Annotated in this window: 9 protein-coding genes; 5 read left to right on the forward strand and 4 right to left on the reverse strand. The window is 62.8% G+C overall.

The window, feature by feature from the left end; all coding sequences use genetic code 11:
* The first annotated feature begins 1 nt into the window (after position 1).
* Positions 2–1,489, forward strand: a complete 1,488-nt coding sequence (locus P3T21_RS26475; protein ID WP_429258928.1) for an efflux transporter outer membrane subunit — start codon at positions 2–4, stop codon at positions 1,487–1,489.
* 419 nt (positions 1,490–1,908) lie between these two features.
* Here the strand turns inward: P3T21_RS26475 and P3T21_RS26480 are convergent, their stop codons facing one another.
* Positions 1,909–2,787, reverse strand: a complete 879-nt coding sequence (locus P3T21_RS26480) for a lipid A biosynthesis lauroyl acyltransferase (protein ID WP_429258929.1) — start codon at positions 2,785–2,787, stop codon at positions 1,909–1,911.
* A 249-nt stretch (positions 2,788–3,036) separates the two neighbouring features.
* A complete protein-coding gene (locus tag P3T21_RS26485; protein WP_429258930.1) occupies positions 3,037–5,526 on the reverse strand; it encodes a penicillin-binding protein 1A in 2,490 nt (829 codons plus the stop codon).
* Between the two features lie 615 nt (positions 5,527–6,141).
* On the opposite strand from P3T21_RS26485, the gene P3T21_RS26490 reads away from it, so the two are divergent.
* The 3 genes from P3T21_RS26490 (at position 6,142) to P3T21_RS26500 (ending at position 9,181) form a co-directional block, all read left to right on the forward strand.
* Positions 6,142–6,759, forward strand: a complete 618-nt coding sequence (locus tag P3T21_RS26490; protein ID WP_429258931.1) for a plasmid mobilization protein — start codon at positions 6,142–6,144, stop codon at positions 6,757–6,759.
* Between the two features lie 378 nt (positions 6,760–7,137).
* Positions 7,138–7,821, forward strand: a complete 684-nt coding sequence (locus tag P3T21_RS26495) for a PspA/IM30 family protein (protein ID WP_429258932.1) — start codon at positions 7,138–7,140, stop codon at positions 7,819–7,821.
* A gap of 130 nt (positions 7,822–7,951) precedes the next feature.
* On the forward strand, positions 7,952–9,181 hold the full coding sequence (locus P3T21_RS26500; protein WP_429258933.1) for a tetratricopeptide repeat protein: 1,230 nt from the start codon (positions 7,952–7,954) through the stop codon (positions 9,179–9,181).
* 252 nt (positions 9,182–9,433) lie between these two features.
* On the opposite strand, the gene P3T21_RS26505 is transcribed toward P3T21_RS26500, so the two are convergent.
* Together P3T21_RS26505 and P3T21_RS26510 are read right to left on the reverse strand one after the other, a co-directional pair.
* On the reverse strand, positions 9,434–10,204 hold the full coding sequence (locus P3T21_RS26505) for a class I SAM-dependent methyltransferase (protein ID WP_429258934.1): 771 nt from the start codon (positions 10,202–10,204) through the stop codon (positions 9,434–9,436).
* 76 nt (positions 10,205–10,280) lie between these two features.
* Positions 10,281–10,433: a hypothetical protein gene (locus tag P3T21_RS26510; RefSeq protein ID WP_429258935.1), complete on the reverse strand. Its 153-nt coding sequence runs from the start codon at positions 10,431–10,433 to the stop codon at positions 10,281–10,283.
* A gap of 160 nt (positions 10,434–10,593) precedes the next feature.
* Here P3T21_RS26510 and P3T21_RS26515 point away from each other — a divergent pair, with 160 nt between their 5' ends.
* The gene (locus P3T21_RS26515) at positions 10,594–11,997 is read left to right on the forward strand and encodes a methyl-accepting chemotaxis protein (protein ID WP_429258936.1); all 1,404 of its coding nucleotides are present in this window, start codon (positions 10,594–10,596) and stop codon (positions 11,995–11,997) included.
* Positions 11,998–12,828 lie beyond the last annotated feature (831 nt).

The raw sequence follows: 12,828 nt of genomic DNA on the forward strand, positions 1-12,828 counted from the left end.
CATGAGTCATGTTTTTTCCACGCGCAGTCTCAGGGTCACGTCCGGCGCTGTGTTGACGCTGTTCGTCCTCGCGGCCTGCTCGTTCGGGCCGAACGGCGATCCGCCCGCGATGCCGTCGCCAGCGCATTACGGCGCCGAAGCGCAGCCGACGCAAACCGTGCCTGCACAAGGCGTCACGCAGCAGTTTGTCGTGGGCGCGAAAGCGGTGCCCGAATGGTGGAAGCAGTTTCAGTCGGACGATCTGAACGCGCTCGTCGACGAAGGCTTGCGCAACAGCCCAACGCTCGCGGCCACCGACCGCAGTCTCGCTGCAGCGCGCGAACAGTTGCGCGCGCAGATCGGCAGTTCACTGCTGCCGACGATCGATGCAGGCGGCCAGGCGGCGCGCCAACGCGCGCTGGCGATTCCGGAAGCCGGGCCGAACACGTTCCTGTACAACACGTTTGTCGGTCAGGTGCAGGCGCATTACACGTTCGATATCTTTGGCGCGGCGCGACTCGAAAACGCCGCGCTTGCCTCGCGCGTGAATGTGCAGGCGTATCAGTTCGACGCGGCACGTCGGGCGCTTGCGGCCAATATCGTGTCGGCGGCGATCGCATCCGCGACATTGCACGCGCAGATCGACGCCACCGAGCGCCTTGTCTCGCTCGCGAACGACCAGGCGCGCGATACGGTGCGTCGCTATGATCTCGGCGCGGTCTCACACAGCGATGCGCTCAATGCGCAGCAAAGCGCGGCGTCGCTCGCGGCGAGTCTGCCGGGATTGCGCCAGCAGTGGACGACGACGCGGCACGCGCTCGCTGTGCTGCTCGGTCGAACGCCCGACGCGGCGCCGCCCGATCTCGATCTCGCGCACATTCACGTGCCCGAACAGGTGCCCGTTTCGGTGCCTTCGGATCTCCTGAAGTCGAGACCGGATATTCAGGCGGCGGATGCTGCGTTGAAGGCCGCCGCTGCCGATGTCGGCGTCGCGACCGCGCAGATGTTTCCGAGCCTGTCGCTGACGGCATCGATGGGCCAGGGCGGCTTTAGCTGGCCGGTGGCGCTATCGGGCGCGGGCGCGATCTGGAGCATCGGTGCGTCGCTGTCGCAACCGATCTTCCACGGCGGTGCATTGCTCGCGCAGCGTCGTGCGGCGGTGGATTCGTATGATGCCGCCACCGCGCAGTACAAGCAGACCGTGCTGGCGGCGTTCCAGAACGTCGCCGATACGCTTGCCGCACTCGAACACGATGCGCAGTCGCTCGATGCGGCGAACTTCGCGGCGCGCTCGGCGCATGGTGTGTTCGATGAAACGTCGGCGCGGTACAGACTCGGCGCGGTGCCGGTGTCGGCTGCCCGTTCGGGCGAGCAGCAGTTCCGTAATGCGCAGCTCGATGAGATCCGCTATACCGGCGCGCGGTTGAGCGATACGGCCGCGCTGTTTCAGGCGATGGGGAATCCGCTGCCGGAGGCGAAGCCGGGAACGGATGGCGTTGCGCGCAACTGATCGCGCGCAGCGGTTATCCCCAGTTTTTGTTGATGAGCCTGTGGAGAACTATCTGACAGGCGCGATAACACGTTGAGTGTGCAACGAATTTGTCCCGCGGCGCGAAATGTGTCGCGTCGATGGTTTGCGTGTCGCTGAGGACGGATCGAACCGCGCAGGTTATCCACAGTTTCTGTTGACAGGGCTGTTGATAAGCCAGGGGCGAACGCGTCAAGTGCCTGAGCGGAAAAGGATTGCGACGGGCGGATCAGGATCGTGCAGCGCGATCCCCGCTGGCATCCATCGCGTGGTGCGAAGCTCACGCGCTTCGCTTATCCACAGATAATGTTGAAAGGCCTGTTGATAACGTTCTGACAGTGCGCGTAACTCGCTGATCGCACGACGCTTTCGTCCGCTGCAACGATATCGCGCCTCGCGCGTCAGTACACCGCGGGCTCGCCCGCCGGGCGATGCTTGAACCGTTTGTGGACCCAGTAGTACTGATCCGGAATGCGGCGCACCTGCGTCTCAAGAAACGCCGTAATACGACGCGCGTCGATCGCGGGGTCATCGGACGGAAAGTCGCTCAGCGCCTCGAATATCTTCAGCCGGTAGCCGCGATATTCGGGCAGCACTTCGGTAACGAACGGCACGACGCGCGCATTGCCCGCCTTCGCCAGTCGCGAGACCGACGTCAACGTGCACGCCTCGACGCCGAAGAACGGCACGAATACAGAATCACGCAGACCGAAATCCATGTCGGCGGCAAGCATCACGGGCTTGCCCGCACGCAGCACGCGCAACGCATGACGCACGCTGTTGCTGCGCGGGATCATCTCCGTGCCGAAACGGGCCCGCTGACGCAGCGCCATCGCATCGAACAGCGCGTTCGACATCGGTGTATAGAGCGACGCAACTGGATGCCGCGTCGAGTACATCATGCAGCCTGCCTCGATGCCGACAAAATGGAAGCCGACGAAGATCGTCGGGCGGGCGTGTACTTCGGAGAGATCGATGGCGCTCTCCACTTCGACAAGCCGCGCCAGCGACTTCGCATTGCCAAACCACTGCATGCCACGCTCCACAAAACTTCGGATCACGTGACGAAAGTGGGCGCGCGCAAGACGCTCGCGCTCGGCGTCGCTCATGTCGGGGAAACACAGCTTCAGATTCGTGTGGACGACGCGCCGGCGCGAACTGGGAATGCGATACAGCAGCGAGCCAAGTCCCACCCCGAAGCGCGCGACGGCGCCGTACGGCAGCCACGCGAGCGCGCGCAGCAAACCTGTCGCGAGACAGAGGAGAATGCGATTCTTCAAGGGAGTACCCGTTAGTGATGCGTATGTGGCGAAAACGCGTCGCGCGGGAAAGCGGACACACCGACGGCCAGAACGGACCTGCATCGCGCGCGCCTGAAACCAGGTGAAGCGCTGCGCCTGTTGCGGGAAAAATTGCCCCGCCGTAATCGCGGGGCAGGAAAGAAACTTATTTAAACGTGCAGATTATAGTCTGCCGGCGCACCGAACTCCAGAACGGTCCGGATGCGCCTTACGTCGTTGGTATTTGCGTCACGGCTTGTTCGATTCGAACAGGTCCATGATCTGCTTTTTTTCGTTCGACGAAACATCCGGCGGCGTCAGGCCCGCCGGCCCCACGCCACCCACCACATTCATTCCACCGGCGAGCGGATTCGCCGCATCCATGCCGATGCTCGCGACGAAGCCGCTGCCCGGCGTCATGTCCGAATAGAACAGTTCGCCGTCGATCTGGGCCACGGTATCGGGCATCGGCGGCTCTTCCTGCGGCACGCCGCGCAGCGCGCGCTGCATGTACTCGACCCAGATCGGCAACGCCAGCTGCGCGCCGAATTCGCGGCTACCGAGCGTCTTCGGCTGGTCGTAACCCATCCACGCCACCGCGACCAGCGACTTCTGATAGCCGGCGAACCAGCCGTCCTTCGCATCGTTCGTCGTACCGGTCTTGCCCTGCAGGTCCGAACGATGCAGCACGTTCGTGCCCGCGCCCGTGCCGGCGGTGGCGACCGAGTGCAGCAGACTGTTCATGATGTACGCGTTGCGCGGCTCGATCGTGCGCGGCGCATCGCGTCCAGCCGTCAGCGGTTGCGCACGTGAAATCGGCTGGCCGCGTGCATCGGTGACTTCGGCGATCAGATAGGGATTGATCCGGTAGCCGCCGTTCGCGAACACCGAGTAGGCGCCCGCCGACTGCAGCGGCGTCACGAGACCGGCGCCGAGCGCGAGCGGCAGATACGGTGGCGTCTTGTCGACGTCGAAGCCAAAGCGTTGCGTAACGAAGTCCTGCGCGTATTTCGTGCCGATAAACGACAGGATGCGGATCGACACCAGATTCTTCGATTTCTGCAGCGCGAGCCGCATGGGCATCGGGCCGTCCGGCTGGTCGTCGTCCTTGGGCTCCCATGCGTCGCCGCCGGGTGTCGACGGCGGGAACGACAGCGGCGCATCGTTGATGATGGTCGCCGGTCCGAGGCCCTTTTCGAGCGATGCCGAATAGATGAACGGCTTGAAGCTCGAGCCAGGTTGCCGCCATGCCTGCGTGACGTGGTTAAACTTGTTCTTGTTGAAGTCGAAGCCACCGACGAGCGAACGGATCGCGCCGTCCTGCGGCGTGAGCGCGACCAGCGCGCCTTCGACCTGCGGCAGCTGCGTGATCTGCCAGTTGCCCTTCGCATCGGCGACGAGGCGCACGATCGAACCGGGCCTGATACGTTGCGCCTGCGTCGCACGCGGGCTCAGTGCAGCGGCGGCGAACTTCAGCCCGTCGCCGTTGACGGTCGCGACCGTGCCGTCGACGAACTGCGCCTTCACTTCCTTCGGCGTCGCCGCGGTCACGACAGCCGCGACGATTTCGCCATTGTCAGGATGATCGGCAAGCGCATCGTCGATGGCCTGATCGCGGTCGTCGCTATCCGACGGCAACTCGATGAAGGCTTCGGGCCCGCGATAGCCGTGACGACGTTCGTAGTCCATCACGCCCTTGCGCACGGCCTGGTAGGCGGCGTCCTGGTCGGCGGAATCGATTGTCGTCGTGACGTTCAGGCCGCGCGTGTACGTTTCGTCGCGATACTGCGCGTACATCATCTGCCGCACCATTTCCGCGACGTATTCGGCATGCACGCTGTATTCGTTGCCTGACACCTTCGCGTGAATCTCTTCCTTCACGGCCTGGTCGTACTGCGCCTGCGTGATGTAGTTCAGATCGAGCATGCGCTTCAGGATGTATTCCTGACGGATCTTCGCGCGCTTCGGATTGACAACCGGGTTGTACGCCGACGGCGCTTTCGGCAGGCCGGCCAGCATCGCGGCCTCCCCCAGCGTGATGTCTTTCAGGTCCTTACCGAAGTACACGCGCGCAGCGGCTGCGAAGCCGTAAGCGCGCTCGCCCAGATAGATCTGGTTCATGTATACCTCGAGGATCTGATCTTTCGTCAGCGCGCGCTCGATCTTGTACGCCAGCATCATTTCGTAGATCTTGCGCGTGTAGGTCTTCTCGCTCGATAGAAAGAAGTTGCGCGCGACCTGCATCGTGATCGTGCTCGCGCCCTGCGAACTGCCGCCATGCATCAGGTCCGTCAGACCCGCGCGAAGAATGCCGACGAAGTCGACACCACCGTGTTCGTAGAAGCGGTAATCCTCGATCGCGAGGACCGCTTTCTTCATCTGGTCGGGGATATCGGCGAAACGCACAATGCTGCGGCGCTCTTCACCGAATTCGCCGATCAGCACGTGATCCGCCGTATAGACGCGCAATGGCACCTTCGGGCGGTAGTCCGTGAGCGCGTCAAGCGACGGCAGTTGCGGCCCCATCACGACGAGCGCATAACCCACGATCAGCGCACCGACAACAGCCGCGATGGCAATCAGTCCCGCAAACCAGATTGCGATGGTCGCGCCGAACGCGCGGCCGGGTGGCGCGTCGTCACGGGCGTCGTAGCGGTCTGAATGGGAGCCGGCGTTGCGGCGGTTGGGATTCCGGTCGTCGGCCGGATAACTTGAAGGCGGTCGTTTGATAATTGGCATGACTGGAATGGTTAGCGCCTGGCTGCACGCCTTCTGCGCACGCCCTGCGTGCGCACGGATCATGGTCGTGGCGGGCTGCGCAACACTGCGCTGGCCACACCGACGGGTTTACATGCTGGCGAAAAAGCGCCGCATCGCCCCATACGAAAGAACGAAAACAGGCGGACGCTCCCGTGCGACCCAACACCCCCGGCGGTCGCACAGCGCACGGCAGACAACAGCCGGCGCAACGTAACAGCGCATTTTAAAGAAATCGGGCAGCGGCCAAGCCGATTTTTTTGTAAGAATTCCCTGCGGATGGTTCCCCGCAAGATGTTGCAGGCCTTTTGTCAGCGTAAGCGCGGTTATCCACACAAAATGTGCAAAGGTCTGTGGACAATAGCGCTGGAAAGGCTACAACTCATTGAAGTCACGGCCTTTTCGCGCGGCGCACGGTTTTGTCCCTGTCTTTGTGTTGGGGTGTTGTTGTTTTGCCAGTGTGCTGTTGCTGCGATGCCCATTTCGCATCCGCGCGAGTCGCCTTATGATGGGCTTGTCGCTCCGGTTTTTCGGGGCGGCCGCCCGCCATAACCAGCCGTCAGACGCATAAACGCGTAAAACGCACGCGAGCCGACCATGAACAAGCCTAGCGAACGCATTGTCGTATTCGTCACGCCCGCGCAGAAACGCGCGATCGCCTCGACCGCCGAAGGACTCGGCATCAGCGTCAGCGAACTGATGCGGCGTGCCGTATTGAACTTCGGCGCGACCAGCGAGCAGGTGAAAGCGGCCAGCATCGTCGACCGGCTACGCGCGCCACGCGAACCGGACGCGCTGAACGAGGCATTGCGCAAGGCTGCGCGCGGCACGCGCCACACGCATCCAGCGGAACCCGCGGCGTTACCGCCCGGGCTCGTGCCTGTGAAGCCGGCGCCGGGCGCTGTCGGTCAAGCCGGTCATGTCGACGCCGCGCACGCGCCGTCTCATGCGGACGCCACGCCCATCGACGGAACGCACGCACCCGCGGAAGACCTGCCGGATTCGCCCGCGTTCGACCCCGCGACCGCAACTGAAGAAGAAATGCGCAACGCAGCCGAAGCCGTTGCGCGCGTGGCGGCGGCAAAAGCCGCTTCGCTCGCAGCACATCCGCCTGGCGCGAGCGATGCACTGCGGCCCCGGTCGCGCATCGACGCGGAGCACGACGCCGATAGCAATCCTCACGGCGACCCGGCCACGGACGGCCGTTTTGCGTAACTGGCATCGTCGCCCATCGGGCCGCCGGCTGCGGCCCGATCTCTGCCGGATCCATCCGGAATGACTTTTCCCACACCACTGAAACACGGGTAGAAACGCGGTAAACAGACTGCGTTTTGAAACCTTTGTGAAACGCGACCTTAAGTCCGTTTTAAGACATGCCGTGGTGTAATATCCGCGAGCGACTGGAGCAGCCTTCGCACTTTTCGTGACAGTTAATCCACGGCAGTGGCGCGATCGAAAACGCAGCCATTGCAATTCGCGGAATCGGCCCGATGTCAGGACCGGTCGCCTGCGCAATGAAGCGCGCAGCGGCGTAAGCTGTCAGTTAAATGCGCCCGGATTTCCCAGCGCCGAATTCAATCTACGGAGGTATTCATGTCGCTATTTGACACCGTCTCGCGCACGCTCAAAGGTCTCCTGAACGACGCGGCTGATTCCGTGCAGGATCCTTCGCGCGATTCGCGCCAGATCGTGCGGGAACTCGACGACAGCATCGCGAAAGCGGAGAACTCACAAATCGAGATCCAGGCGCAGGTCGCAACGCAGCAAAGCAAGCGCGACGTCGCCGCCGACAAGGCGAAGAAATACGAAGACGGCGCGAAGCGCGCGCTGCAGTCCGGCGACGAAGCGCTCGCCCGCGAAGCGCTCGGCGCGCAGGCGACGGCTGAGGCCGAACGCGACGCACTGGCTTCCGAACTGTCGACGCTCGAACCATCGGTCGATCAACTGAAACAGCAGATCGACGAAATGCGTCAGCGTCGTAACGACCTGAACGCGCGCTCGAACATCCTGCAGGCGAAGCAGCAGATCGCACAGGCGAAAGATGTCGCGGCGACGGCACTCGGTGGCATCGGCGGCAAGAATCTTTCCGAAGATTTCCAGAAGCTGGAAGATAAGGTCGCGCTGTCGAATGCACGTTCCGACGCCCGCCTGAATTCCGCCGACGTGAAAAGCGGCAAGGCGCTCGACGACAAGCTCGCGGAACTGAATCGCGGCCCTTCGGTGGAAGATCGCCTTGAAGCATTGAAGAAGCAGTTGAACACGCCGGGACAGCAGTAAGTCGCCGGTCCGGTGCGGCGCGTTCATCGGTCAGGTTCGATCATCGCCGATCCGCACCTTGACTGATGCGTTACGTTGCATCTGATATCGATTGCCATGGAGACGGGCGTGAAGTCGCCCGGTCCGCATCATGAAAAGATTTTTTGCAGCGGCGTTCATGTCGTTGATGCTGGTGTCAGGCGCAGCCTTCGCGCTGCCGACAGCAACGCAGATTGAAACCGCCATGCAGCAGGGTAACTGGCAGCAGGCCGACGCCGGCCTGACGCAGGTGTTGCAGGCGCATCCGAACAATGCGCGCGCGCACTATCTGTACGCGCAGGTGCTTGACCGCGAAGGCCGTTACGCCGACGCGCTCGCGCAGATCCAGCAGGCCAAAACGCTCGATCCGCAAGTGCGGTTCACCGATCCGTCGCGCTTCGTGCAGACGGAAGCGCGCATTCGCAGCGACGCGGCCCGCGCGGGCGCAACGCAAACGAATCGCGCGAACACGCCGTTCGCGCAGCAGGCTGCGCCGGCCGCGCAGATCCAGCAGTCGACGACGATGCAACCGGGTATGTCGCCCGCGGTTCCGCAACGTCATGGACCTTCGATCGGCCTGTGGGTCGGCCTTGCGCTTCTCGTCGCGGGAATCGCGTTCGTGCTGCGCTGGACATTGAAGCGCGCGCGCGCGAAGGACGATTCCCGCTCCGACGACGATCGTCGCGTGCAGTTGAAGCGCGCGACCGAACTGCTCAACGCTGTGCGTTCGCTGAAGCTCGATGTGAAGCTTTCTACGGTGCCCGGACACGAGGCGCTGGAGAAGGAAGTGGAAGGCGCCGAAACACAGCTGCGACAGCTGGTCGAAACATTGTCCGGCAGCCAGAACCCGGTGCCGCCGTATCAGCTCGACGATCTCGAACGTCAGGTCGAAAGCCTGAAGGCGCGCGCGGAAGGCCGTCCCGATCCGAATGCGTCGGGCGCGGCCGCGTATGGTCCTGGCCCGCTCGGCAGCGGCGAATCGGCGTATGCGCGCGAGGCCGACGAGCGCTTCGGTCGTCAGCCGCAGGCGCCCTACCCATATCCGCAGCAACCGGTGCCGCAGCAACAGCCGCCGGTGATCGTCCAGCAAGGCGGCGGATTCGGCGGCGGCATGGGCGGTCTGCTGACCGGTGTGCTGCTCGGCCAGGTGCTGAACTCTGGTGGCCGGGATCGCATCATCGAACGCGACGTGCTGGTCGATCCCGACGAAGCGCGCCGTCGAGCCGGCGGCGGCGACGTCGATTTCGGGCAAGGCTCGAACGACTGGAGCGACGGCGGTGGTGGCGGCGTCGATACGGGTAGCAGTGACGACTCCGGCGGTGGAGGCTGGAGCGATACCTGACCCTCTGCGGCGCATCTCGTAGCGCACGGTAGAACAAAAAACAGGCTCCTTCATTCTGGAGCCTGTTTTTTTGCGTTGGCGTTGGCGCGCCTTCAGCTTCCGTTCGATGTCGGTTCGCTCAGTGCGCGGTTTCGTGCTGCGCCATCACAACCGCGCCTGCAGGCGTTTCCCGGCGCGCAGGTTACGTCAGTGCACTCGACGTCATCCTGATCCAGCACCGTCGGTGCAGACGGCCAGATGCGCCCTCTTCCTTTACCGATTCGACGCTTCCCCAACGTACAGACGTGTTTCATACGCAAATTCGACCGTCCCGTTTTCCCTGGTGCGGTCGAACAGATCGCGTAATGCGGCGAGCATCGGCTCATGATTCGGATGCCCCGCTTTAGGCGCATACGACGACGACATCAGCCGCCCTTTCAGCCCGTCGAAGTCCAGCATCTGCGCATTGGGAAACGTCGCCTTGTGCGCGAAGCCGTCGCCGAACCACGCGGACATCGACGCATCGTCGCCGTATCGCTCCGACACTTCCGAGTAGTCGACGCCGTAGCGCTTCAGCAGTGCTTCATACCCGACGAGAAAGTCCGTGCCGCTCAGCACGCGACTGTTCCAGAACAGCGCGACGAGTCCGCCCGGCTTCAGGATGCGCGCGAATTCCCGACGGGCGGTCGCCGGATCGAACCAGTGGAACGCCTGCGCGGCGATGACGAGATCGACGCTGGCATCATCGAGTGTCGTTGCTTCGGCAGTGCCGGCGACGCTCGTGAAGCCATCGAACCCCGACAGCCACGCGACGGCCGCGTTGCGCATCGCTTCGTTCGGTTCGACGGCGACAACGGAGTGGCCCGCGTCCAGAAAGAGCTTCGCCGAGATGCCCGTGCCCGCGCCGATGTCGGCGACCTTTGCGCCCCTCGCGAGACCGCAGGTGGTGTGCAGAAACGTGAGGACGTCTTGCGGATAGCTCGGGCGGTACTTCACGTAGTCGGCGACGCGGCTGGTGAAACGCTGGGTGGAGTCCTGACTCATCGACGGATCCTGTCCATATCGTTGTGACGCGCTCCACGTTACCCGAGATCGCCGGCGAATGCCTGACGAGCCACTTTCAGCCGCCGCCGAGCAGAAGCAGCAGACCCCACAGGAACTTGCAGACCAGCACGATCAGCTCCCACAACTGCACGAGCTGCTGCCAGCCGGCAACGCTAAAAAGAACCTCGATCATGGTGAGCAGGAAGTTGAATGGTGGCAGTCGCGTCATGGACGACGATCGCGACGCCGAAGACGCCATGATATCGACCGAGGGATAGTCCGTATCAAGTCGAGCGAAAGCGTGCCGTAAACGCAGGGAAGAAGAAGCGGCATCCGCGCGGGTTGCCCGCCCGGCTTGACCACGTGACCGCGCCAACATGGAGACATCAATGACGGGGTTCAGCTTTCGCCGGATGGGCCGGTCGCGCTCGGTGGTCGGCGATATTGCGACGCAGGCGGGCAAACTGGGCATCGAGATCTGCGACGTCTCGGGACATGTCGAGGAAGTCGCCGCGCGTGTTCAACGTCAGGCGCAGGTGTGCCGTGCGCTGCGCGAATCTGCCGCGCTGACGATGCAGGGCAACCAGCGGATCGCCGCGGCTGCGCGCGGGATGCGCACAGTCACCGCCGACGCCGCGACGGGCGTGCAGGAATCGCAGCAGACGCTGGAGGCTTCGCTGGCGGATATCCACGGGCTGGTGGAGGGCGTGACGGTCATCGAGAGCCAGATCGACGCGCTGCGGGCTGCTCTTGCACACGTGAGCAGTGTCTCCGAGGAGATTTCGCTGATCGCGCGCCAGACGCATCTGCTCGCCCTGAATGCCGCGATCGAAGCGGCCCGCGCAGGCGAATCCGGCAAGAGCTTCGCGGTAGTGGCGGCGGAGGTGAAGAACCTGTCGGCGAAGACGGCGCAGGCCACCGGTCAGATCGAGACGACGCTCGCGCAATTGACGCAACAGACCGAACAGCTGATTTCAGAGGGCTCGGTTAACACGGCGCGCGCGCATCGAGTGCGGGAAGGCACGCGGATGATTGGCGACGTGGTGCATTCGACGGGCGAGGCGATCACGCAGCTGAACGCCGAAGCTGGGCAGATTGCGACGTTGACGGGCGAGATCGAGACACAGTGCCACGGGCTTGAGGCGCAGGTGCTGGAGATGGCGAGTGGCGTCGAGGATTCGAGCGAGAACTTCGTGCAGGCGAAGGACAGGCTCGGGAATCTGCTGGGCGTATCGGAGACGCTGATCGAACTGACGGCCGCGACGGGCGTGGAGACGGCCGACACGCGGTTTATCGAAGCCGTCGAGGATGCAGCGGCGAAGGTGAGCAAGGTTTTCGAAGCGGCGCTTGCGCGCGGCGAGATCACGATGGCCGATCTGTTCGATGAGACCTATGTGCCGGTTCCCGGCACGAATCCGCCGCAGTTCATGACGCGGTTCACTGCGTTTACCGATCGGGTTTTACCGGCGATTCAGGAGCCGTTGCTCAAGCTCGATGAGCGCGTCGCGTTTTGTGCGGCTGTCGATGTGCGGGGTTATCTGCCTACGCATAATCTGAAGTTTTCGCAGCCTCAAGGTTCGGATCCGGTGTGGAATGCTGCTAATTGCCGTAACCGGCGGATGTTTAATGACCGGACGGGGCTGGCTGCTGGCTCGAGTACCAAGCGGTTTCTTTTGCAGACTTATCGGCGGGATATGGGCGGTGGGAAGTTTGTGCTGATGAAAGATGCGTCGGCGCCCGTTCTTGTTGCCGGGCGGCATTGGGGTGGGGTGAGGGTTGGGTATCGGGTTTAGGTTTTTTTTGTTTTTCTGATTTTTGCTTTTTTTTTGTTGTTCGGGTTTTTTTGGCCTTTCCTTGTGGTCATGTCGGTCTATTGGCGTTGCCCCTGTGCGGGGCGGCACCTACTTTTCTTTGTCCTTGCCAAAGAAAAGTAGGCAAAAGAAAGGCGCCGAAAAGTCTGCTCTTCCGGTTGTGTCGCTACCGGGGAATGGCAACCCATGAAGTGTCGTCATCACACTTCAAGCGGCATCGGTCCGCGCACGAGACCGTCTCCCGCACAGTACCGTCCGTGACACAGGGCTCATCCACCCCACTCCGCACCACGTGCGTCGTGGATGGGTCGCGCCACAAGATTCGTCCGCATTTGAGCCGCATCCAGATCCACTTGAAGCAGTCAGCGAACTGCAGTGCCTACGTCACTGACATGCATGTGCATGTGCATGTGCGTGTGCGTGTGCGTGTGCGTGTGCGTGTGCGTGTGCGTGTGCGTGTGCGTGCAGGTTATGCCCTACGGCGACACGCGTAGCGTGGAGCGGGATGAATGAGTGCTTTGTCACGAAGTGTGCTGCGCGGGGAATCAGATCGCGCGCGGACCCATGCTGCGTGAAGTGCGAGGCCGACACTTCATGGGGTGCCATTCCCCGGTAGCGACACACCCGGAAGAGCGGAGTTTTCGGCGCCTTTCTTTTGCCTACTTTTCTTTGGCAAGGACAAAGAAAAGTAGGTGCCGCCCCGCACAGGGGCAACGCCAATAGAGGGAGTGTCTGAATTTTTGTGTGCAAGGCAGATAGAGACCTGCCGTCTGGCAGGACGTCAATTGCATTCTACAAATGATTCCTGGTGAA

Origin of the sequence: Paraburkholderia sp. GAS334 (genome assembly GCF_050436625.1) — a bacterium.
GTDB lineage: Bacteria > Pseudomonadota > Gammaproteobacteria > Burkholderiales > Burkholderiaceae > Paraburkholderia.

Coding starts and splice junctions, on each gene's coding strand:
- P3T21_RS26475 (WP_429258928.1), top strand. CDS start 2: ATGAGTCATGTTTTTTCCACGCGCAGTCTCAGGGTCACGTCCGGCGCT.
- P3T21_RS26485 (WP_429258930.1), bottom strand. CDS start 5,526: ATGCCAATTATCAAACGACCGCCTTCAAGTTATCCGGCCGACGACCGG.
- P3T21_RS26490 (WP_429258931.1), top strand. CDS start 6,142: ATGAACAAGCCTAGCGAACGCATTGTCGTATTCGTCACGCCCGCGCAG.
- P3T21_RS26495 (WP_429258932.1), top strand. CDS start 7,138: ATGTCGCTATTTGACACCGTCTCGCGCACGCTCAAAGGTCTCCTGAAC.
- P3T21_RS26500 (WP_429258933.1), top strand. CDS start 7,952: ATGAAAAGATTTTTTGCAGCGGCGTTCATGTCGTTGATGCTGGTGTCA.
- P3T21_RS26505 (WP_429258934.1), bottom strand. CDS start 10,204: ATGAGTCAGGACTCCACCCAGCGTTTCACCAGCCGCGTCGCCGACTAC.
- P3T21_RS26510 (WP_429258935.1), bottom strand. CDS start 10,433: ATGACGCGACTGCCACCATTCAACTTCCTGCTCACCATGATCGAGGTT.
- P3T21_RS26515 (WP_429258936.1), top strand. CDS start 10,594: ATGACGGGGTTCAGCTTTCGCCGGATGGGCCGGTCGCGCTCGGTGGTC.